This window comes from Rhodoferax sp. LS1P39 (assembly GCF_056521425.1).
The window spans coordinates 85123-105377 of record NZ_JBWMAV010000012.1 but is presented as its reverse complement, the minus strand read 5'-3'; the positions used below and the strand labels follow the sequence as shown (position 1 = coordinate 105377).

The window sequence follows — 20255 nt, the reverse complement described above, 5'->3', positions numbered from 1 at the left end:
ATAAGAACAACTGCAGCCCAAAAGGGAGTGAACACCGGGCCCGCAGGCCGTGTGCTGTAGCGGTTTACGCCGCCTGAATACGGCGGTAAATCAGTCCGCGGGACACCCGCAGTTTTTTAGCCGCTGCAGATACATTGCCACCACACTCCTTGAGCGTTCGGGCAATCAAATCCACATCGGCATCACGCAGGCTAGCTGGCTCCACTGGCTCTACCGGTGTGACCGAAGGCGGCAATAACGTGTCTTCCGGCGCGCTGACTGCGGGAAGCACAACATCTGTACCGGTGTACTCTGCCCGAGCGACTGGGGCAGAGTTTCCGACAGCAAACACTTGCGGGTGTCCGTCGCGCGCCTGTAGTTCGCAACGCACATGCACCTGCAGCCCATTGGGCAGCCGCAGCAAGGAATGGCGGGCCCCACGGACGGAGGCCAGTTGCGCAAAGCTGCTTTGCAAAATCTCGTCCACTTTGCTGTGCCCGGTCTGTTCGCCCTCTGGTCGCAACCCCAAGAGCCTGGAGGCAGCGGCGTTGTGCCAGACGATGCGTCCCAGCATGTCCACGCCCATCAGACCGGCCAAGGGGGTATCCAGCATGGCAGGGGAAATCTGGAAGCGCACGATCAGGTGTTCATTGGACTGCGACACCAGCAGACGGTTTTCGATCGAAGACGCGTAGAGTCCCACTACCGATGCCACATCAAAATTAAAGGCAATTCCTTCGCTAGAGATGTCCAGCACACCGGCCAGATTGCCATGGATGTCACGAATCGGTGCTGCCGCGCAATGCATGAATTTGACACTCTCGGAGAAGTGCTCTGCACCCTGTACACACGCCTGCTTGCCGGTCCGCGCCACGATACCGGGCGCAGTCGTGCCGACGGCCTCTTCTGCGAAGTTGACACCAATGCGATGAGCCACCGGCGTGATCTTTTCATGTACACGCCGGGAACAGGTAGCCCCGATCAGCACGCCGCTGGGGTCGGCCAACATGGCACCACAGTTCGTGGCCCCCAGCACTGCGTCCAGCTCGCTGGCTTCTGCCAGCCAGGCATCGCGCAGCAGGCGGTTCTTTTGCAGTGCCAGCTGCGACCTGCTGGCGGAGACCGGCTGAAACTCCAGCTGCGCGCGGGGGTCCTGCTTTTGCCGCAGACACCGGGCCCAGGACTGGAACACGGCATCGCTTACGATGCCCGAGGGCAACTCACCCTCTTCAAAATAGCGCTGACGCGCCAGTGCAATCCGGTCTGCCTGGGTGGAAAAGAAGAGGGATTGCATGGCCGATCCTTCAAGAAGAGGCTGATGCTAAGTCAATTACGAAGCGTCTGGTTGCGCCATGGGTGCCGCCTGCCGGAATGCCTCCAGGGCGCTACAGGTCGCATCCACTTCCATGATCAGTGGCCAACGCCCCAAATCCACCTTAAAGCGGCGTGCGCTCTCAATTTGCGGAATCAGGTACGCATCTGCCACGGTGGGTGCAGCGCCAAAGCTGTAGCCTGCACGCTGGGAATCTGCAGCCAGCAGGGCTTCATACGCATCAAAGCCATCGCTGATCCAGGTGCCACACCAGTGGTTGATGGCTGCGTCGTCTGCACCAAAACTGGTACGTAACGTGTCCAGAATACGCTTGTTGTTGACCGGGTGGATGTCGCAACCCACCACCGCCGCCAGCGCTCGCACGTGCGCCCTGTCGTTCAGGTCGGTGGGCAGCAGCGCAGGCGTGGGGTAGCGCTCTTCCAGCCACTCGATGATGGCCACGGACTGCGTTAACACCCGGTCAGCATCCACAAGCGCGGGCACCAGTCCCTGCGGATTAATGGCTTTGAAGGCCGCGCCTAGGTGTTCGTTCTTGCGTAAATCTACCGCCGCGTATTCATAGCCCAGGCCCTTGAGGTTAAGCGCAATGCGCAGACGGTGCGAGGTGCCGCTGCGAAAGAAGTTGTAGAGTTTCATGGTCATCAATCCAGAGAAATTTTGGCGCGTTTGACGATTTCACTGAACATGCGCGAATCGCGTTCCATGGCCTTGGTGAGTTCACCGGGAGCGCCGATGAAAGGTTCGAAGCCGAAGGTGGCCAGGCGTTCCTTGACCTCGGCGGTTGCCATCACCTTGCCCACGTCGGCATTCATCTTGTCGATGGCCGCCTTGGGGGTGCCGGTAGGGGCGAACAGGCCGACCCACGTCTTCACCTCGAACCCAGCCGGGCCGCCCGCCTCGCCAACCGTGGGAACATCGCCGTAGCCGGCCAGCCGTTTAGGTGCGGCGAGCGCCAGAAACTTCACCTTTTTCGCTTGGTACATCGGCCCGGCGGTCGCCGCCGTACCGAATGCCCACTTGATATCACCGGTCGCGACAGAGGTGTAGACGTTGCCCATGTCCTTGAATGGGACGTGCATCATCTTCGTGTCCGTCGCCGCTTCGAGCATGGCTGCTCCAACGTGCGCAACGCTTCCGATGCCCCATGAACCGTAGGTGATGTCGCCGGGCGCGGCCTTGGCCGCCTTGATCAGGTCGCCCACATCCTTCCACGGCGAATTGGCGGCCACAACGACGAAAAAGTTGGTGAAGTAGACCGGTGCAACCGGCTCGAAGTCCTTCACCGGGTCATAGGGCAGCTGCTTGAACAGGTGCGGTGCCAGGGCCATGTGCGTGTTGTCCACCTGCAGCACGGTATAGCCGTCTGGTGCGGCCCGTTTGGCGTCTGCAATCGCGATGAAACCATTGGCACCGGGCTTGTTGTCGATCACGAGTTGCTGGCCCCAGCTGCGCGACAACCTGTCGCTGAGGATGCGCATCACCGCGTCGGGGCCACTGCCGGGCGAGTACGGTGCCACCGACCGGACCGGCTTGGTGGGGAAGGTCTGCCCCATGGCGCTAGACAGGTACGTGGTGCCCATGAGGAAAGCGGCGCAAAGCGGAATGGCAGAACGAAAAATCGGTGTACGGACGGTGGTGTGCATGGCTGTGTCTCTCTTGAATTAATGGCCGAACCCGGCCGGTTGAAAGTTGGCTGGCTGGATGAATGGGGCCAGGTGCGCACCCCACCGTGACGCTGCCGCCACCATCGAACACCTGGAACCCAGCCCCTTGGGGTTGAGCGCAATGCGCAGGCGGTGCGAGGTTCCGCTGCGAAAGAAGTTGTAGGGTTTCATGGCGTTGTGTTGTTCGATGGGTTCATGGAGGGCGTCTCTTGGGGGCTGTTCACGATTGCATCGCACCCAACACGGCCAGGCTCATCGCTTTGATGCCGGTCTTCAGCGATGGCTCAGGCACGGGCGCGAAGTATGGCGAGTGGTTGATCGGTAACGGCTTGCCGCCCGGCTGGCGCGATGCCTCGACATCCTTGGGCTCGAGCACGCCAAGAAAGAAGAACATCGACGGCACGCCCGCGCTCACGAATTCGGCGAAGTCGTCGGTCGGGGTGGCCGGCGGCATGCGTTTGATCTTGGCTGGATCGAATGCCGCCTTGAAGATGGCCTCGGTGCGATTGACGATGGCCGCGTCGTTCACGACCGAGTCGACGCCCGGGATGATCTTGACATCTGGTTCGGGGGCCGCTGCCATCTGGGCCGTGGCCTTCGCCGTGCGCCGAATGCCGTCGTGCATCTTGTTGCGAACCACCTTGTCCAAGCTGCGGATCGTGCCACGCAGATCGACAGTTTCGGGGATGATGTTACCGACCGTCCCGCCCTGGATTGCGCCAACGGTAAAGACACCGAACTGGAACGGATCCTTCTCGCGGCTGATCACACCCTGGACGTCCACTACAAAGCGTGACGCCATCAGTACCGGGTCGATCGACTTATCGGGCGCGGAGCCATGCGCACCCCGACCGAAGAAGCGGGCTTCGAACGCATCGCTTCCAGTCAATACCGGCCCGGAGTTCAGGCCGATCTCGCCATAGGCCATAGGCCAGGCGTGCAGTGCGAACGCCATATCCGGCGTGCCAAACCGTGTGAAGAGGCCGTCCGCCAGCATCGGCTTGGCACCACTCAAGGTCTCTTCGGCGGGCTGCGCAATAAACATCAGCGTGCCCTTCCAGCGGTCCTTCAGCGCGACGAGTGTCTTCGCTGTACCGACCCAGGCGGCCATGTGCAGGTCGTGGCCGCAGGAGTGCGCAACAAACGACTCCTTGCCTGCGAATACCGTCTTGATGGTACTTGCGTACGGCAGGCCGGTCTTTTCTTCCATAGGTAATGCGTCGAGTTCAGTCCGGACCATGATCATCGGTCCTGCACCGTTGCGCAGCATCGCGACGACACCGGTCTTGCCAACGCCTTCGGTCACCTCGAAACCGATGCCACGCATCGCCGTTGCCAGCTTTTTGGCCGTGTTCACTTCCTGGAGCGCAAGCTCGGGATGGGCATGGATGGCCCTGTACATGGACTCGACGTCAGCATAGTTGGCGGCGATGAGCTTGTCGATATCTGGCGCGAAGCGGGTAGCGGTGTCGGACGTCTGTGCGCCTGCGAGCATGCATAGCGCCCCAAGTGCAACCGCGGCGAAACCGCGACGGACGGGGGCTCCGGCAACATGGCGAATGAAAATTGAGTTGGTCACGGGAGTAATCCTTTGTGTGGTGCCGGGTTGTGTCAGTTGCCGATCTGCATGCGATGGGCGTGCAGAGCTTCGAAGATGGGCGCATCGCTGAATCGGAACAAGTCCAGCGAAGCGTCCTCCGAAGCCTGGGCTGAAAAAGGCTGCCACGACGGCACCACGAACAAGTCACCGCGTGCAACCTCCCATGTGTGTTCACCGACGGAGACCGTGCCGCTGCCGTCAAACACCTGGTAGACCGACGAGCCCACTTCGCGTCGCAAAAGCGACTGGGCACCGGCACGCAGACGGTGCATCTCAGTGCGCATGGTGGGCAAGACGTCGCCCCCGGTGGTGGGATTCGTGAAGCGCACGGCAGCGTGCCCTGGACTCAAGGTTGCGACGCAAGCTTCGGTTTCGAGGGCCAGTTGGTCCGCCAAAGCCCGGTCGGTATCGACCCAGCGGTAGGCCAGCAGCGGTGTCGCTGGCAGGGCCGTCGTCGCTGAGGCAGGACGCAAGCCTGGATAGCCCCACAAGCGCTCGGACTGGGAGCGATCAGGCGTACCTCGTTCTGCCTGGCTAATTCTCTCGCGACCCACTTCGAAAAACTGGCTTTCGGTGTAATACGAAAACGGAATATCCAGGCCGTCGATCCAGGCCATCGGCTCGGTGGCGGCATTGTGGTGGGCATGCCAGTTCCAACCGGCTTGTGGCAGGAAGTCGCCGCGCGACATGCGCACAGCATCGCCATTGACCACCGTCCACACACCCTCGCCCTCCACCACGAAGCGGAAAGCATGCTGCGTGTGGCGGTGCTCCGGCGCATCTTCCCCCGGCATCAGGTACTGGATGGCGGCCCACAGCGTGGGCGTGGCGAAGGGCCTGCCGCCCAGGGCCGGGTTGGCCAGCGCGATGGCGCGGCGCTCACCGCCACGGCCCACGGGCACGATTTCGCCGGCCTGCGCGGCCAGGGCTTTCAGCCGATCCCAGCGCCACAGGTGCGGCACGGCCTTGGACTGCGGATGCCGGGGCATCAGGCCTCCGATCTCGGTCCACAGCGGCACGAGCAGCTCCTGCTCGAAGCCGCGGTAGAGCTGCTCCAACGCGGGCGTAGGGTCGGGTTGACCGTGGCCCGCAACGGCATGCAGCCGCACGGGGGAAGGCGTCAGGTCGGTGGTCATGGTGGGCTTGTCTCCTTGTTTTCAGCGATATGTCATTCGGCCGGGCCGACGTTCAGCACGATGCTGCCGACGCCTTCGATCTGGCCCTCGATGCGGTCGCCCGCCTGTACGGCGCTCACGCCTTCGGGGGTGCCGGTGAAGATCAGGTCGCCGGGCAGCAGGTGGTAGAACTTGGACAGGTCGGCGATCAGTTCAGGGATGTTCCAGATCAGCTTGGAGAGGTCCGACTTCTGCCGCACCTTGCCGTTGACCGACATCGACAGGTCGCCCTGGCTCAGCACGGTCTGCGGCAGGGGCACGATCTCGGAGACGATGGAGGACTCTTCCACGTCCTTGCCCAGGTCCCAGGGCCGACCCTTCTCACGGGCCACCAACTGCAAGTCGCGCCGGGTCATGTCCAGGCCGCAGGCATAGCCGTAGATGAGCTTGGGGGCATCGGCTTCGCTGACGCGAAAACCCGCAGCGCCGATGGCTAGCACCAGCTCCATTTCATGGTGGTAGTCCTGGGTGCCGGGTGGATAGGCCACTGTGGCACCGGACTCGACCAGGGTCGATGGTGCCTTGGTGAAGTAAAACGGCACCTCGACCGACTTGTCCACGGGGCGGCCCATTTCCACCGCGTGCGCGTGGTAGTTGCGGCCAACGAAGAACAGTCGGTTGATGGGCAGACGCTCGCTACGGCCGCGCACAGGCAGAGAGTAAACGGGCGGTGGGGTCCAGAGGTAGGTGGTCACGGTCATAGGATTTCCTTTCAGGGTGGGTGGGAGAAAAAAGTAGCTAGCGCATGCTGCGCGGGCAGGAGCCATTGCCGAATCGGTGCGTAATGCTGGGCGCTACGCCATGGCCGATTTACGGTGGTCGATCAGAAGCACGGCCAGCATGCCGATGGCACCAGGTACCGCGATAGCGAAAAAGTTCTGCTGCAGCGGAAGTTGCAATCCGACCAGTACACCGATCACGATCGGGGCCAGAATCGCACCGCTGCGGCCAATGCCCAGCGCAAAACCAAGGCCCGTGGAGCGTATCGCCATGGGGTAGAACTGGCCGGTGTAGGCGTTCGCGACTATTTGGGTTCCAATGGTTGAAGCACCCGCCAGCGCCACCACGATGAACAACAGTTCTTGCGGCATGGCAACGCCGAGCAGGCTGACCGAGACCGCCGCCAGGGCGTACATCGCAGCAAGAACATATTTGATGTGGAAGCGGTCTGCCAGCCAGCCTCCGCCGATGGCACCCGACATGGCACCCACATTCAGAACCAGGACAAAGGTCAGTGCGGAGCCCAGGCTATAACCAGCGCCAGCCATCAGTTTCGTCAGCCATGAGCTCAGCGCATAGACCATGAACAGGCACATGAAGAAGGCAATCCAGAACATCACGGTGCTGAAGCCACGGCCATCGGCGAACAACTGCCGCATCGGCGCACCCTGCGCCTTGTCTCGCGCCGGCACAGTGAGTTGGTCACTGGCCTGGGGCTTGTAGTTAGGCTCGATGCGGGCGGCAATGCGCTTGAGTTGCTCGTGCCGCCCCCTGGCAAGCAGGAAGGGCATGGACTCGGGGAGCCACTTGAGAATAGCGGGGATCAGCAGCACCGGCAGGGTGGCGGCGAAGAACACCGACTGCCAGCCGTAGCTCTCGATCAGGCCCTTTCCGAGCAGGGCGGCCACAATGCCGCCTACCGCGTAACCGCTGAACATCAGCGTGACCAGCGTGGCACGCATCCTTTTCGGCGAATACTCCGTCATGTGGGCCACCACATTGGGCATGACCCCCCCGATGCCAAGGCCTGCCAGGAAGCGCGACATACCAAAAAGGACTGGGTCATGGGTCAGTCCGGCCGCAGCGGTGAAAAGACTGAACAGGGTGATGCAGATGACGATGGCCCAACGCCTGCCGATACGGTCGGCAATCGTGCCCAGGAAAATCGCACCGAACATCATGCCGAACAGCGCTGAGCTCACCATGAAACCGGCCTGCGTCGGGTCTACGTTCAGGTCCTTCATGATGGAAGGCAGCGCAATGCCGACCACCGCCAGGTCGTAGCCATCAAAAATGATGATCAGGGCGCACCAGAACAGCACGAGCCCATGAAAGCGGTTGAAGCGGGCGTTGTCCGCAAGTTGGTGAACGTCGATTTGGCGCATGGGGTTTGTCTCATGGATTTTTTATGAATGGGGCCAGCGCTATCAGAGCTTGGACATGGGGGTGTTGGGGTCTGCCAGGCGCTCGGTATCCACCGGTTTTCGCTGCTCGATCAGCCGACGCGCAAATCGCAGGTCGCGTGCGGCGTTGGGTCCGATGGCGGCCTGGATCACATCGTCGGCAAGATAGAACAACACAAAGCTGCCGGACGCCGGATCGCCGCGCCGCACAACCCGGTGGGTAGGCATGGGCATGCCGTAGATCTGCAGGTTCATACCGTACTGGTCGGACCAGAACCAGGGCAGCGGCTGGTAGTCCACCGCAAGCCCCAAGGCTGAGCGTGCGGCAGCGATACCCTGCTCTTGGGCGTTCTGCCAGGATTCGAGTCGAAGCCGACGCCCGGCCCAGGGGTTGGCAGCCACAGCGACATCGCCTGCGGCCAAGATATCCGGATCGGAGCTCTGGCAGCGCGCATCGACCAGCACGCCCCCATCGCAATCCAACCCCGCCTCGCGCGCCAATTCGTCGTTCGGCACCAGGCCGATGCCCAGCACGATGGCATCACAAGCCAAATCGCTGCCATCAGACAGTTGGACGATCGAGCGACCATCGGCATTCTTCGCAAAACCACGGACACCCGCGCCAAGCAGCACCCGAGTGCCTTGCGCACCGTGCAGCGCCAAAAGGTGCTCTGATATCTCGGTCGGCACGGTTCTTTCGCACAAGCGACTCTGGGTTTCGACGACCACCACCTCGGCACCGCGCAAGCGTGCCGTGGCTGCGACCTCCAGGCCGATCCATCCCCCGCCGATCACCACCACGCTGTGCCCCGGCGACAAGACTGGCGACAAGGCCAGCGCGTCCTCAATGGTGCGCAAGGTATGCAGTTTCACTGACTCTGCGCCGGTAAGGGAAATCTGACGCGCCCGACCACCGGTGCACAGGATCAGCTTGTTGTAAGCCACCGACGTGCCGTCGGTCAGCATGACCTGCTTGCCTGCGCGATCGATACGACCAACCTGGGCGCCGGGCATCCAGTCGAGCGCCAGCGCATCAAAGGCCTCGGGCTTCATCAGCTGCGTGCTTTCGGGCAATGCCTCGCCGGACAAGACCGCCTTGGACAAAGGTGGCCGTTCGTGGGGTGGGTGTAACTCGTTGCCGATCAGGACTACCCGTCCGGCAAATCCCTCCTTGCGCAGTGTCTGGGCAGCCCAGCCACCCGCTTGCCCGGCACCCACGATCACAATGGTTGCATTCGGGTGCGCAGCGGCTGCAACCTCAGGTTGCTCAACAGCATTCATACGGGTCTCCTTGTGGTGTGGGCGGCGTGTCAGTCGAAGGCCAACCAGACGCGGCCAGCCTCGATCTTCACGGGATAGCTTCGCAACGCCGCGGTCACCGGGGCGCAGGTCGGCAGTCCCGAGCGCACGTCGAACTTGCCCTGGTGTAGCGGGCATTCGATCTCAAAGCCATCCAGGAAACCATCGCACAGCCGTGCGTGTCCATGGGTGCAAATGTTGTCGGTAGCGAAGACTTCGCCGTCCACGCCGTACAGCGCAATATCGCGGCCCGCAACAGCCAGGCCCATGACATCGTCCTGCGGCACCTCATCTTGGGCGGCTGCATCGATCCAATTTGTGGTCATATCGGCTCCTTAGATGGGGTAGATCAACGAGTTGGGAATCATCTCGCTGTCGTAAATGACCAGACGAGAGGCAAACTTCAGGCCCTGCGGCGTGGGGACCACCACATCCAGCGTGCGACCGACATTGAACACGGTCGATTCCTTGGACAGGCGGGTTCGGAACACCGCGTAGTTGGCTTCACAGTGGATGCGACCGTCTGCGTCCACCTGGCGCACGACCGGAGCACCCACTACATGGCGTTGGTAATAGGGGTCGTGAAACAGCGTCTCCCGGATGCCATAGACACGGTCCTTGAGCATTCCTTTGCTGTCGAAGGCCAGCGTCGACAACGGGAACCCGCGGTCGTAGTTTTCACGTGGCTGCAGTTTGTACACGCAGTCTTCAATGAAGAACTCGGGCCAGGCATCCCAGTCGGCCGCGTCCAAGGCCGAGGCGTACTGGCCGTACAGCTGGGTCAGTTCGAAGTAGTTCTGTAAGTCCATCATCATGCCTCCATCACTTTGCGCCAGTATTCGTACATGCCGCGGATCAGCGTCTCAGTGACCATGTGGTCCGCGTCGCCCACCTCACGCCCTCCCAACTCAACGAGCGTGCGGTGCGAGGGCTTGGTCTCGAAGCCTTCCTGCGACCATTCGATGACCTCACCGTCATCTGCCGACACAAACCCTGCCGGGCCGAACAGGTTGGCCTGGCGCAGGCGGCGCTGCGTCATCTCCTCGCTGTCGTCCTCGAAGCCAAAGTGCGTCCAAACGAAGTTGAAGGCACCATGGCCGTCGGGCTGGATATGGCGGGTAGACACGCTGTTGACCTGCTGTTGGAAGATGACGCTCGGGAAGACGGTCATCATCACGGCGGTCGGCCCACCCCACCATGGCTCTTGCACGATGTCCAGGAAGCGCGGATCGTTCAGCTCCATATTGGCCTTGAAGCTCGAAACCTGCGTCACATCGGCCGACTTACCGGCGGCACCCCGCGTGGACACCATGGCCGCATGGCGGTGCTGCGTATCCATCAGCAGCTGCGATTTGTTGTCAGCGCGCCAAAGCCCGAATGTGACGAACCAGGTATGCAGCAGCCCTGGGTGGTAAGGGTCCTTGATGTTCTCCTGCATCAGCTTCCAGTTGCCCGGTATGCGCTGGCGGTTATAGCCCAGGATCTTGAGCTTGCGGCCATCAAACAGCCGGTCGAAGTAGCCGGTGATCACCGGGCCGAGAAAGTCTTCCAACGGCTCCACGCCGTGGTCGAACGAGGCAAAAACCACGCCGCCGCGCGTGGCGACCTTGAGCTTGGTCAGGTTATGTTCAGAGGGCTTGAAGTCCGCCGGCATACCTCCGTTGACCTTGCCGTCCTGCTTGACACCACGGCGGAACGGCACACCCTGCAGGTCGCCCGACAGCGTGTAGTTCCACTGGTGGTAGGGGCAGGTCAGGCTCTCGCGGTTGCCATGCCGTTCGCGGCAGAAAGCCATACCGCGGTGTGCGCAGACGTTCTCGACCACATGGATAGAGCCATCTTTGTCACGCACCAGCAGTACCGAACGCTCACCTATGACGGTGCGCTTGAAGTCGCCCACATTCGGGACTTCGGCTTCCAGGCCGACGTAGCACCAGTGCTTGTTGTAGAACAGGCGATCCAGCTCCTTCTTGTACAAATCATCTTGGGTGTAGGCCCAAAACGGCACGCGGCTGTTTCCCTCTTCCGGCCACGTGGGGCTTTCGGGGAACACGGTATTGGTTTCACTCATTACTTGTCTCCTTTGGTTTCTTGGGTTTCAATAAATCTGGTGCGTGTCAAACACCGCTGGGATAGAAGGCTTCCCCATGGACATGGCCGGGCTCTATGCCCATGCGGGTCACGAGCAGGTTGAAGGCATCGACCATGGCAGGCGTACCGCACAGGTAAGCGCGCCAGCCAGCCAGCGCTCCTCCTAAGTCTTTTTTAATGGTGTCGGTGACCAGGCCCCTGCGCTGGCCAGCACCCGTGGCACCGGTGGCGACCACGATGTGGACTTTCACATTCGGGTGCGCGGCAGCCAAGTCTTGCAGGCGATCGGTGTCGTACACGTCCTTTGCGCTGCGTGCGCAAAAGTACAAATGAATGGGGTTTTGCATGCCGGCCGCCAAGGCACCACGCACGATGGACAGTACGGGAGCCAAGCCTGTTCCGCCCCCCACGCAGAGCATGGGGCCGGTATGCTTTTTTCGCAGGTAGGCGGTGCCCAGAGGGCCGCTGATGCGAAGCGCCGTCCCTACCTGCAGTTCATCAAAAATGAAAGTGGTGACCCGGCCATCCGGGACCCGGCGAATATGGAACTCCCATTCACCGTCACCATGCAATCCGGCCATAGAGTAGGGGCGAATATGTTCGGGCGTGAATTCAACCGTGGCATATTGCCCGGCGGTAAATTTAATCGGCTTGGCCAACTTGACCCGGATACGGCGGATGTCATGGGTGGGTGCCTCGATGGCGGTGACCATGCCCTTCACAATGCGTGCCGTGTGGACTACCACCTCGCCCGCCTCAGGCAATTCAATGGTGCAGTCAGCGGTCAGCACCGCCTGGCAGGCCAGCGCGTACTCACCCTTTCCCGAATGCGGTCTCCCTGCCTCCGGGCCACTATTACGCAACTGGCCTGACAGCACACGGCAGCGGCAGATCCCGCAACGGCCCGACATGCAGCTATAGGAAGCAGGCAACTTGTGAGACCTGAGCACGTCCAGCAAATTGCTTCCGCTATTTACGTTCAAACGCACGTTAAGAGGTTCTACGACGAGTTCCATGATTTGAAGGCAGATGCCTTTGTCTCCTGTTTGCAGCAATTTTGGAGACTTCCGTCATATAAGTCGATAACGCAAAACCAATAGGTAAAATCACCACTGTGAATAGTGGGGGTGCTCTATGGAACTGCGTGAAATTGACCTGAACCTGCTGCTGGTATTCAACCAGTTGCTGCTGGACCGCAGCGTATCCACCTCTGCCGAGAAACTGGGTTTGACGCAGCCCGCTGTCAGCAACGCCCTTAAGCGCCTGCGCGCGGTGCTGAAAGACGAACTATTTTTACGCACCTCCCGGGGCATGGAGCCCACGCCCTATGCCCTGCATCTGGCAGAACCCGTTATTTATGCGTTGAATGCGCTACAGACGGCGTTCACCACGCGCGACACGTTTGATCCGCTCACCAGTACCCGCAGCTTCCAACTGGCCATGACCGACATCGGCGAGATGTACTTCATGCCACCCCTGATGGTGGCTCTGTCCACATTGGCACCCCATGTGCAGGTCAGCACGGTGCGCCCCTACTCTGCCAACCTGAAGGAAGACATGGAGTCCGGCACCGTCGATCTGGCGCTGGGACTCTTGCCAAACCTGCAGGCTGGCTTCTTTCAGCGCCGACTGTTTCGCCACAAGTACGTGTGTGTGTTCCGCAAGGGCCACCCCTTGGCCAAATCACCGATGACGCTCCAGCAATTTTCGGAGTTGGACCATGTGGGCATCGTGGCAGCGAATACGGGGCACGGCGAAGTGGATAACCTGCTGGAGCGTGCTGGCATCAAACGCAAGTTGCGCTTGATGCTGCCGCATTTCATTGCAGTGGGACACGTGCTGCAGAGCACGGATCTCATCGCCACCCTGCCGGAACGATTGGCCGAACGTTGCGAGGCTCCGTTTGGTCTGGTCACCTCGCCGCACCCGGCGCGCCTGCCTGACATTGCCATCAATCTTTTTTGGCATGCCAAGTTCAACCGCGACCCGGCCAATATGTGGATCAGGCAGCTCTTTGTGGAACTTTTTGCAGATAACGAAGGTGAGAAATCGCGTCCGCTCGCGGCACGGGGGAAATCCGATTCCAGATGACCAATACCCACGACTGACAGCTGCTCATCCGCAGTTGCCGTTCGCCTTCAGTTGAATCTTCCCTTGGCGGCGTATGCCAACAGTGCATCCACCACGTACCGCACCCGTGGGCTGAGCTGGGCCCGCTTCGGCCACACCGCGTGGATATCCACACCGGCGCTCGCATACGTCTGCAGCACCGCCTTTAGCCGCCCTGCATCCAGATGCTCACGCACCATGGATATGGCGAACTGCCCGAGCCCGAGTCCGCTGACGGCGGCATCGACCATGGCCTCTCCGTCGGTCAGTTGGTGGGTGGCTGGCGGCGTGAAGCGTTTCTCGGTGCCATCCTCCTGAACCACCCATACCAGTGGGGGGCCCTTCAGGCTGCCAACAATGCAGCGGTGCTGGCGGACTTCCGCCAGGTTGGCGGGCTCGCCCATAGCGTGCAGGTAGGCAGGCGACGCGCAGATGACCCGGTCCTGCGTCGCCAAGTGTCTTGCCACCAGGTGGCTGGTATCCCTCAGGGTGCCGAAACGGATCGCGATATCGACATCGTCCTGCAGCAAATCGCTGGTGGCATCGGTAAAGGTCAGGCTCAGGCTCAGACCCGGGTGCGGCTGCGTGATGTCAACCAGCGCGGGCAGCAATACGCGCCGTCCAAACGCGACCGGCATGTCGATATGAATCCGGCCGCTGAGAACCTGGTTACTCGATGACAGCGCGGCCTGGGCCGCAGTGATTTCATCCAAGGCCGAAGTACAGGCCACGAGGTAGGCCTCGCCATCCGCGGTCAATCGCGTCAGACGCGTCGTTCGGTGAAACAACTTGGTGCCCAACGCCTGCTCCAACCGGGCAACGGTTTTCCCCACCGATGACTTGGTCAATCCCATTCGCTCCGCCGCCTGGGTGAAGTTGTCGGCGCGGGCGGCAGCAACAAAAACAGCCACTCCCCAAAAGGGATCTGTTCCGCTCGATGTATCCATAAATTCTACTTAGTTGATATTTTAATGATTCTTTGGATTCTATTTTCTACCATAACATCACGTCTGTGATCGTTGTGACAGTGGTTACATCGACGCTCCATCCCTATCCCTAAGGAGTTTCCATGCCCGTAGTTCGAGTTAGCTGGTTCGAAGGTAAAGACCATGACCAAAAGGCCAAAGTAGCCGCAGACATCACCGAAAGCATCGTGCGCAACACCGCCACCGATCCCGCCTACATCTACGTCATTTTCGAAGATGTCAAAGCGTCCGATTGGGCCGGGGCGGGCAAGCTTTTCGGCGAAGCGACCACAGGCTGATCCCGCCTGCCGCAGAGCGTCGCTAACATGCGCAAAACCCTCCGCGCCATCGGCGCTTCCATGGTCCTGGGGTTCCTCTCGAACCTCGTTGCGGCCGACCCGGCGATTGCGGTGCTGGGCCGTGATTTCACGTTCCCCACTGCCATGGAGGGCCTGCCCAACAAGCTCTCGGACTTCCCGGGTCTGCAGATCAACACATTCACCACCAACGACGGCGTGAAGCTTGCGTACTGGGAGGCAGGCCAGGGCCAGCCGCTGGTCTTTGTGCCCGGCTGGTCGGCAAACGGGGCGCAGTACATCAACGTCCTGTACCTGCTGGCGCAGCACTACCATGTCTATGTGCTGGACCCGCGCAACCAGGGCCTTTCGCAGAAGGTCGATTACGGCAACCGGATCGCACGCCATGCGATGGACCTGCGCCAATTTGGCGAGCACCTTGGCATCCAATCTGCGGCCTACGTCGGGCATTCGATGGGAGCCGCTATTTTGTGGAGTTACATCGATCTGTTTGGCACCTCGGCGATGCGCAAGGTGGCCTTTGTCGATGAGCCCATCAGCATTTACGCGCACTCGGACTGGCCGGAGCAAGAACGGCTGGACGCTGGCGGCACCACCACCTCGCCCGAGCGCATGGTGGCCGCATTCACCACGGGCGGCCCGGTGAACGCCCTCGTGACCGACCTGAAGGTGTTCCAGCGCGCGCAACTCACCGATTCACCCTACTACCGCAACTCGGAGGCCTTCGCCGCGGCATTCATCAAAAACGACCCGGCAGCACTGGCGCGGGTTCTGTTCAACCACACGGTCAACGACTGGCGCGATGTGGTACGTCGCAAGATCGACATTCCCACGGCCATCTTCTCCGGCGAGCAAAGCAACAACCTGCCCAGCCAGCGGTGGGCGCAGTCGGTGGTGCCCGGCGCAACGCTCTACTCCTACACCACCGAGGAGCAAGGCGACCACTTCCTGATGTTCAAGAACCCGCTGAAGTTCACACAAGACCTGCAGTCTTTCCTGGCCCGCTAAGCCGTATCCCTTTCCCTATCCAACACCAAAGTACGCAATGAACGTGTTCTCCAACCTCATCAAAAGCCGCACATCCGCAAACAACTACGATCCCGCCCGCAAGCTCACGGACGACGCGCTCGCCGAACTGGTCCACCTGGCCACCCACGCGCCTTCGGCTTTCAACTTTCAGAACTGGAAGTTTGTCGCGGTAAGAACCGACGCCGCCAAGGCAAGGCTGTTGCCACTCGCATTCAATCAACCGAAAGTCATGGAAGCCGCAGTCACGTTCATTGTGTGCGGCACCCTGGAGCCGCACCTTGGCTTGCCTGCAGCACTCCAGCCATCGCTCGACGCAGGCATTCTTGATGAAGCCACCGTCAAGGGCTGGGTAGGTGCGGCGAACAGCATGTACCAGGAGAACCCGGCGCTCCAGCGCGACGAGGCGGTCCGGTCGGGTGCCATGGCGGCCATGACCCTCATGCTTGCAGCGCAGAGCCAGGGACTGGTGTCTTGCCCCATGATCGGGTTCGACCAGGCAGGCGTGGCATCGGCGTTTGGTTTGCTTGCCACCGATGTACCCGTGATGCTGGTGACGATAGGTTATCCAGGGTCGGCGAACTGGCCGCAGAAGCCACGTAAAGCCGTAGCAGAAGTTCTTTCATTTGCATAAATTCTGAACGCCCCACAGTGCGCCCGCTGGGTGCACATCCGCTTCGCCTGACGATTCAAAAATCGGGGGGTGCGGGAAACGGGGAAATGGAGAAATGGTCGGCAGCAACCCATGCTTGCGTGCAACGAACCAGGGGAAAAATCTTGAGCGAACATGCCGTCACCGTGCTGATCAGCCGCAATGTGAAGCGCGGCTGCGAAGCCGACTTCGAACGCGCCACCAGAAACTTGATGCAGCTTGCCGCTGGCTTTGCGGGTTATCTCGGCGCTCAGTTGGTGCACCCGGGCGAAGACCCGGAAGTGGACGACGCGATGTACCACACCATTTTGGCGTTCGACCAACAAGCCCACCTGGATGCCTGGCACGACTCACCCGAGCGGATATCGGGCTTGGCTGCCGCTGCGCCTTACATCGAGGGCGAGCGGAGGTCCAAACCGCTGGCAGGTTTGGGTTTGTGGTTTCAAACTTCGCAGCCCAGCCCGCCACGCTGGAAGATTGCCGTGGTCACCTGGCTGGGCATTTGCCCCACGGTCTACCTGCTGTTCCTGCTGACCCGCAATTTAATGGGGTCTTGGTCGCTGCTGCCGCGTACGGTAGTCCTCACACTCGCCGTGGTGGTGTTGATGACATGGGTCGTTGCCCCTCAACTCACCAAGCTCTTCCGGCCGTGGCTGTTTGCGCACCGGTTAAAGCCTTAGCGCCCAGCCGTACAAATTGCTTCTCTTTTAATAGTAAAAAACAGGAGCTTCTCGCGCTCAATCTATAAGCGTGGGCAGCCATTTCGGCACCTGAAAAATGGCCTAAAAATCTGAAAGTGGCACGCCTTGCCCCTGCGGCCCCGCAACACCCTCCTCCACCAGCACGCAGCCCTTGCCGGTGCGGCGGCACTGGTCTTGTTCGCGCCAGTAGTGGCCGTGGCTGACGCAGCCGGTTTGGCAGATCACGCGGTCGGCGGCATCGGCGTGGGCTTGCAGATCTTCTGCGGCTTCGGGTTCCAGCTGCGCCAGGCTTTCGCGCAGCCAGGCCACCAGGGTGTCGCGCACGATGGCGCGGGCGCGCAGGCGCACGATCTGGGCTTGCAGCGCGGCAATTTGCTGCACGTGGTCGACTACCACCGCGCTCACGCGGGCCTGGGCGTTGGCGAGCATGCGCACCAGGGCGGCGTGTTCGCAGGCCACGTCGGACAGGGGCGGCTTGCGTTGGACGATGTGGATGCGGGCTTCCGAAATCAACATGGAAATACTCCTCTTCAAGCCATGAGTAATTGCAGGCTGCCGTCTGCGTCATGCACCGGGTGCACGTCTACCTGCCAGATGCGGCTGACGGTGTCGGCACTCAGCACCTGGGCGGGGGGGCCGTCGGCCTGGACCTGGCCGTCTTGCAGCAGCAGCACCTGGTCGGCGTAGCGCAGGGCCAGGTTCAGGTCGTGCAGCACGGCCACCACGCCCACGCCGTGCTCATGCGCCCAACGGCGGGCCAGGCGCAGCACGGCGTGCTGGTGGTGCACGTCGAGCGCGGCGGTGGGCTCGTCCAGCAGCAGCCAGCGGCTGTGGCCATCCGGCACGGGCTCCCAGATTTGCGCCAGCACGCGGGCCAGTTGGGCACGGGCGCGCTCGCCGCCGCTCAGGGTGTTGAGCACGCGGTGGGCCAGGGCCAGCACGCCGGTGGCCTGCATGGCGCGCTGCACGATGTCGGTCTCAGCGCTGCTGGGCTGCTGGCGGTGCGGGTAGCGGCCCAGTTCCACGACATCTTGCACGGTGTAGTCGAAGGCGATGGACATATCTTGCGGCAGCAGCGCGCGGCGGCGGGCCAGGGCCTGGGCGGGGTAGCTGTCCAGCCGCTGGTCCTGCAAAAACACCTGGCCCTGGCTGGCCTTGCGTTGGCCGCACAGCAGCGACAGCAGCGTGGACTTGCCCGCGCCGTTGGGCCCCAGGATGGCGGTGAACGCACCCGTGGCAAACCGCGCCGTGAGGGCGTGCAGCAAGGTGGCCCCGCCCACCACGCAGGACACCGCCTGCGCTTCCAAGTAGTAGGTCATACCCGTCCTTTGAACTGGCGCAACAGCACCAAGAAGAAAGGCACGCCAACCAGTGCGGTCAGCACGCCCAGCGGCAATTCAGCCGGTTGCACCGCCGTGCGGGCCACGCTATCGGCCAGCAGCACCAGGGCCGCGCCCAGCATGGCCGAGCCGGGCAGCACCACGCGGTGGTCCGGCCCAGCGACCAGGCGCACGCAGTGCGGGGCCAGCAGGCCGACGAAGCCGATCATCCCGGTGGTGGCGGTGACAGCGCCCACGGCCAGCGCGGTAACGCCAATGGCCAGGCGCTTGGTGCGCTCCACGTCCACCCCCAGCAGCACCGCCTGCGCCTCGCCCAATGCAATGGCATTCAGGGGCCTGGCGCAGGTAGCACTGGCGCAAGCAGCTATCAAAACAATAGTGCAGACCAAAATCACGGCGCTCCAGCGTGCGCCGCCCAGGCTGCCCAGCAGCCAGAACTGCAGGCTGCGCAACTGCTCGTCGCTGGCCAGAAAGCTCAAACCACCCAGCCCGGCCCCGGCCAGCGCGTTGATGGCCACACCAGCCAACAGCATCAGCCCCACGCGGGTGCCGCCATCCGACTGGGCCAGCATATAAATCAGCGCCGTGACCGACAGGCTGCCCGCAAAGGCGGTGGCCACCAGGGTCCAGCTGCCCAGGCTGCGCGGCAGATCGGGGAAGTAGCGGCTGCCCAGCACGATGGTGATGCCCGCCGCCAGCGCCGCGCCGCTGCTTACGCCAATCAAACCGGGGTCGGCCAACGGGTTGCGGAACAGGCCTTGCATCAGCGCGCCCGACAGGCCCAGCCCCGCGCCCGCCGCCAGCCCCAGGAACAGGCGCGGCAGGCGGATGTTGAGAAACACGAGCTGCTCGGGCGAGCCGTCCAGCCCACCACTCACCAGGGCCCACAGCGTCCTGCCGATGTCGGCCACGCTGATGCCATAAGCCCCGCGCGCACTGGCGTTGAGCAGGCTGAGCAGCACCAGGGCGCTGCCCAGCAGCAACACGTGCTGGCCCGACATGCGTCGGGTATGCAAGCTCATGCCTTGGTGATCCGTTGGTGCAAGGCCAGCACGGTGCCGGGCAGGCGCGGGCCAAAGCCCAGCAGCTCCAGCGCATCCAGGTGCACCAGGGCCTTGGTTTTGAAAGCCGGGGTCAGGGCCAGCTCGGGGCGGCTCCAGAACGTGGCCAGCCCGCCCTGGGCGTCTATGCCCTGGGTGGTGGTCAAAATCAGATCGGGGGCGGCGGCGGCCATGGCCTCTGCCGTCATGGGGCGGTAACCATTGAAGCCGGTCATAACGTTTTGCGCGCCCACCAACTGCAGCATGGCATGGGCGGCGGTTTTTTCGCCCGCCACCTGCACGGTGGCGCTGTGCGACAGGATGAACAGCACGCGCGGTTTGCGCCCTTTGAACAATGCCACCTGGTGCTGCACGCGCGCCCAGTCTGCATCCAGCGTGGCCTGCAAGACGCGGGCCTGGGCCTCGCGCCCGGCTCCGCGCCCCACGGCCTGCAACTTGCGGTGCACTTCAGCCCAGCTGTGGTCGGACGCTATCAGCTCCACCTTGACACCAGCGCTGCGCAACTGGTCCAGCACCACGGGCGGCCCGGCCTCGGTGGTGGCGATCACCGCGTCGGGTCGGAGCGCCAGCAGGCCCTCGGCCGACAGGCTGCGCTGGTAGCCCACCTTGGGCGTGCTTTGCGCCGCCAGCGGGTACAGGCTGGTGGTATCGGTGCCGACCAGTTGCGCCTCCGCGCCCAGGGCGTAGACGCATTCGGTGAGCGCGCCGCCCACCGTCACCAGGCGGGGGAGTTTTTGGGCGTGCGCCAGCACCGGGGCGGTTGCGGCCCAGGTCAGGACGGTGCGACGGCGGATGGTTGGAAATGCCATGGAGGGTTGGA

The 20255-nt window shown here is 62.2% G+C and carries 22 protein-coding genes and 1 pseudogene; 5 read left to right on the top strand and 18 right to left on the bottom strand.

Annotated elements, in window-relative coordinates; genetic code table 11:
- Window positions 1–64: 64 nt before the first annotated feature.
- From AC097O_RS17955 to AC097O_RS17895, 13 genes and pseudogenes are all read right to left on the bottom strand, one after another.
- Window positions 65–1273, bottom strand: a complete 1209-nt coding sequence (locus AC097O_RS17955) for a helix-turn-helix domain-containing protein (RefSeq protein WP_479594263.1) — start codon at window positions 1271–1273, stop codon at window positions 65–67.
- A 36-nt stretch (window positions 1274–1309) separates the two neighbouring features.
- The gene (maiA, locus tag AC097O_RS17950; protein WP_479594262.1) at window positions 1310–1948 is read right to left on the bottom strand and encodes a maleylacetoacetate isomerase; all 639 of its coding nucleotides are present in this window, start codon (window positions 1946–1948) and stop codon (window positions 1310–1312) included.
- A 5-nt stretch (window positions 1949–1953) separates the two neighbouring features.
- Window positions 1954–2955, bottom strand: coding sequence for a Bug family tripartite tricarboxylate transporter substrate binding protein (locus AC097O_RS17945; protein ID WP_479594261.1), 1002 nt, complete (start codon window positions 2953–2955; stop codon window positions 1954–1956).
- A gap of 120 nt (window positions 2956–3075) precedes the next feature.
- Window positions 3076–3147, bottom strand: a pseudogene (locus tag AC097O_RS17940) (maleylacetoacetate isomerase); the annotation flags it as partial.
- A gap of 49 nt (window positions 3148–3196) precedes the next feature.
- Window positions 3197–4471 carry an amidohydrolase gene (locus AC097O_RS17935; RefSeq protein WP_479594311.1) on the bottom strand — a complete coding sequence of 425 codons (1275 nt, stop codon included), beginning with the start codon at window positions 4469–4471 and terminating at the stop codon, window positions 3197–3199.
- A gap of 116 nt (window positions 4472–4587) precedes the next feature.
- On the bottom strand, window positions 4588–5712 hold the full coding sequence (locus tag AC097O_RS17930) for a cupin domain-containing protein (RefSeq protein ID WP_479594260.1): 1125 nt from the start codon (window positions 5710–5712) through the stop codon (window positions 4588–4590).
- Between the two features lie 32 nt (window positions 5713–5744).
- Complete coding sequence (locus AC097O_RS17925) at window positions 5745–6452, bottom strand: fumarylacetoacetate hydrolase family protein (protein ID WP_479589541.1); 708 nt, start codon at window positions 6450–6452, stop codon at window positions 5745–5747.
- A gap of 93 nt (window positions 6453–6545) precedes the next feature.
- Window positions 6546–7856, bottom strand: a complete 1311-nt coding sequence (locus AC097O_RS17920) for an MFS transporter (RefSeq protein WP_479594259.1) — start codon at window positions 7854–7856, stop codon at window positions 6546–6548.
- A gap of 42 nt (window positions 7857–7898) precedes the next feature.
- Window positions 7899–9155 (bottom strand): NAD(P)/FAD-dependent oxidoreductase, encoded by a 1257-nt coding sequence (locus AC097O_RS17915; protein WP_479594258.1) that lies wholly within the window; start codon window positions 9153–9155, stop codon window positions 7899–7901.
- 29 nt (window positions 9156–9184) lie between these two features.
- Window positions 9185–9499: a non-heme iron oxygenase ferredoxin subunit gene (locus tag AC097O_RS17910; protein WP_479594257.1), complete on the bottom strand. Its 315-nt coding sequence runs from the start codon at window positions 9497–9499 to the stop codon at window positions 9185–9187.
- 9 nt (window positions 9500–9508) lie between these two features.
- Window positions 9509–9982, bottom strand: coding sequence for an aromatic-ring-hydroxylating dioxygenase subunit beta (locus AC097O_RS17905; protein WP_479594256.1), 474 nt, complete (start codon window positions 9980–9982; stop codon window positions 9509–9511).
- A 2-nt stretch (window positions 9983–9984) separates the two neighbouring features.
- On the bottom strand, window positions 9985–11244 hold the full coding sequence (locus AC097O_RS17900; RefSeq protein WP_479594255.1) for an aromatic ring-hydroxylating dioxygenase subunit alpha: 1260 nt from the start codon (window positions 11242–11244) through the stop codon (window positions 9985–9987).
- A gap of 46 nt (window positions 11245–11290) precedes the next feature.
- Entirely contained in the window at window positions 11291–12280 is a 990-nt protein-coding gene (locus AC097O_RS17895) for a 2Fe-2S iron-sulfur cluster-binding protein (protein ID WP_479594254.1), read from the bottom strand.
- 118 nt (window positions 12281–12398) lie between these two features.
- Here AC097O_RS17895 and AC097O_RS17890 point away from each other — a divergent pair, with 118 nt between their 5' ends.
- Window positions 12399–13355, top strand: coding sequence for a LysR family transcriptional regulator (locus AC097O_RS17890; protein WP_479594253.1), 957 nt, complete (start codon window positions 12399–12401; stop codon window positions 13353–13355).
- Window positions 13356–13402: 47 nt separating this feature from the next.
- Here the strand turns inward: AC097O_RS17890 and AC097O_RS17885 are convergent, their stop codons facing one another.
- Window positions 13403–14320: a LysR family transcriptional regulator gene (locus AC097O_RS17885; RefSeq protein ID WP_479594252.1), complete on the bottom strand. Its 918-nt coding sequence runs from the start codon at window positions 14318–14320 to the stop codon at window positions 13403–13405.
- Between the two features lie 122 nt (window positions 14321–14442).
- On the opposite strand from AC097O_RS17885, the gene AC097O_RS17880 reads away from it, so the two are divergent.
- The 4 genes from AC097O_RS17880 to AC097O_RS17865 all read left to right on the top strand — a co-directional run bounded on the left by AC097O_RS17880 (window position 14443) and on the right by AC097O_RS17865 (window position 17013).
- Window positions 14443–14637: a tautomerase family protein gene (locus AC097O_RS17880; protein WP_479594251.1), complete on the top strand. Its 195-nt coding sequence runs from the start codon at window positions 14443–14445 to the stop codon at window positions 14635–14637.
- Window positions 14638–14664: 27 nt separating this feature from the next.
- On the top strand, window positions 14665–15663 hold the full coding sequence (locus AC097O_RS17875) for an alpha/beta fold hydrolase (RefSeq protein WP_479594250.1): 999 nt from the start codon (window positions 14665–14667) through the stop codon (window positions 15661–15663).
- A gap of 37 nt (window positions 15664–15700) precedes the next feature.
- Entirely contained in the window at window positions 15701–16315 is a 615-nt protein-coding gene (locus tag AC097O_RS17870) for a nitroreductase family protein (protein ID WP_479594249.1), read from the top strand.
- Window positions 16316–16458: 143 nt separating this feature from the next.
- On the top strand, window positions 16459–17013 hold the full coding sequence (locus tag AC097O_RS17865; protein ID WP_479594248.1) for an antibiotic biosynthesis monooxygenase: 555 nt from the start codon (window positions 16459–16461) through the stop codon (window positions 17011–17013).
- A gap of 102 nt (window positions 17014–17115) precedes the next feature.
- On the opposite strand, the gene AC097O_RS17860 is transcribed toward AC097O_RS17865, so the two are convergent.
- From AC097O_RS17860 to AC097O_RS17845, 4 genes are read right to left on the bottom strand one after another with little or no spacing between them, the layout of a single operon-like run.
- The gene (locus AC097O_RS17860; protein ID WP_479594247.1) at window positions 17116–17550 is read right to left on the bottom strand and encodes a hypothetical protein; all 435 of its coding nucleotides are present in this window, start codon (window positions 17548–17550) and stop codon (window positions 17116–17118) included.
- Between the two features lie 14 nt (window positions 17551–17564).
- Entirely contained in the window at window positions 17565–18353 is a 789-nt protein-coding gene (locus AC097O_RS17855; protein ID WP_479594246.1) for a heme ABC transporter ATP-binding protein, read from the bottom strand.
- Window positions 18350–19396, bottom strand: coding sequence for a FecCD family ABC transporter permease (locus AC097O_RS17850; RefSeq protein ID WP_479594245.1), 1047 nt, complete (start codon window positions 19394–19396; stop codon window positions 18350–18352). Before AC097O_RS17850 ends, AC097O_RS17855 begins: the two co-directional genes overlap by 4 nt.
- Window positions 19393–20244 carry a heme/hemin ABC transporter substrate-binding protein gene (locus AC097O_RS17845; RefSeq protein WP_479594244.1) on the bottom strand — a complete coding sequence of 284 codons (852 nt, stop codon included), beginning with the start codon at window positions 20242–20244 and terminating at the stop codon, window positions 19393–19395. Before AC097O_RS17845 ends, AC097O_RS17850 begins: the two co-directional genes overlap by 4 nt.
- Window positions 20245–20255 lie beyond the last annotated feature (11 nt).

Bases quoted from the DNA above. Each gene is read 5' to 3' on its own strand.
- AC097O_RS17955 (WP_479594263.1), bottom strand. From the start codon at position 1,273: ATGCAATCCCTCTTCTTTTCCACCCAGGCAGACCGGATTGCACTGGCG.
- maiA (WP_479594262.1), bottom strand. From the start codon at position 1,948: ATGAAACTCTACAACTTCTTTCGCAGCGGCACCTCGCACCGTCTGCGC.
- AC097O_RS17945 (WP_479594261.1), bottom strand. From the start codon at position 2,955: ATGCACACCACCGTCCGTACACCGATTTTTCGTTCTGCCATTCCGCTT.
- AC097O_RS17935 (WP_479594311.1), bottom strand. From the start codon at position 4,471: ATGCTCGCAGGCGCACAGACGTCCGACACCGCTACCCGCTTCGCGCCA.
- AC097O_RS17930 (WP_479594260.1), bottom strand. From the start codon at position 5,712: ATGACCACCGACCTGACGCCTTCCCCCGTGCGGCTGCATGCCGTTGCG.
- AC097O_RS17925 (WP_479589541.1), bottom strand. From the start codon at position 6,452: ATGACCGTGACCACCTACCTCTGGACCCCACCGCCCGTTTACTCTCTG.
- AC097O_RS17920 (WP_479594259.1), bottom strand. From the start codon at position 7,856: ATGCGCCAAATCGACGTTCACCAACTTGCGGACAACGCCCGCTTCAAC.
- AC097O_RS17915 (WP_479594258.1), bottom strand. From the start codon at position 9,155: ATGAATGCTGTTGAGCAACCTGAGGTTGCAGCCGCTGCGCACCCGAAT.
- AC097O_RS17910 (WP_479594257.1), bottom strand. From the start codon at position 9,499: ATGACCACAAATTGGATCGATGCAGCCGCCCAAGATGAGGTGCCGCAG.
- AC097O_RS17905 (WP_479594256.1), bottom strand. From the start codon at position 9,982: ATGGACTTACAGAACTACTTCGAACTGACCCAGCTGTACGGCCAGTAC.
- AC097O_RS17900 (WP_479594255.1), bottom strand. From the start codon at position 11,244: ATGAGTGAAACCAATACCGTGTTCCCCGAAAGCCCCACGTGGCCGGAA.
- AC097O_RS17895 (WP_479594254.1), bottom strand. From the start codon at position 12,280: ATGGAACTCGTCGTAGAACCTCTTAACGTGCGTTTGAACGTAAATAGC.
- AC097O_RS17890 (WP_479594253.1), top strand. From the start codon at position 12,399: ATGGAACTGCGTGAAATTGACCTGAACCTGCTGCTGGTATTCAACCAG.
- AC097O_RS17885 (WP_479594252.1), bottom strand. From the start codon at position 14,320: ATGGATACATCGAGCGGAACAGATCCCTTTTGGGGAGTGGCTGTTTTT.
- AC097O_RS17880 (WP_479594251.1), top strand. From the start codon at position 14,443: ATGCCCGTAGTTCGAGTTAGCTGGTTCGAAGGTAAAGACCATGACCAA.
- AC097O_RS17875 (WP_479594250.1), top strand. From the start codon at position 14,665: ATGCGCAAAACCCTCCGCGCCATCGGCGCTTCCATGGTCCTGGGGTTC.
- AC097O_RS17870 (WP_479594249.1), top strand. From the start codon at position 15,701: ATGAACGTGTTCTCCAACCTCATCAAAAGCCGCACATCCGCAAACAAC.
- AC097O_RS17860 (WP_479594247.1), bottom strand. From the start codon at position 17,550: ATGTTGATTTCGGAAGCCCGCATCCACATCGTCCAACGCAAGCCGCCC.
- AC097O_RS17855 (WP_479594246.1), bottom strand. From the start codon at position 18,353: ATGACCTACTACTTGGAAGCGCAGGCGGTGTCCTGCGTGGTGGGCGGG.
- AC097O_RS17850 (WP_479594245.1), bottom strand. From the start codon at position 19,396: ATGAGCTTGCATACCCGACGCATGTCGGGCCAGCACGTGTTGCTGCTG.
- AC097O_RS17845 (WP_479594244.1), bottom strand. From the start codon at position 20,244: ATGGCATTTCCAACCATCCGCCGTCGCACCGTCCTGACCTGGGCCGCA.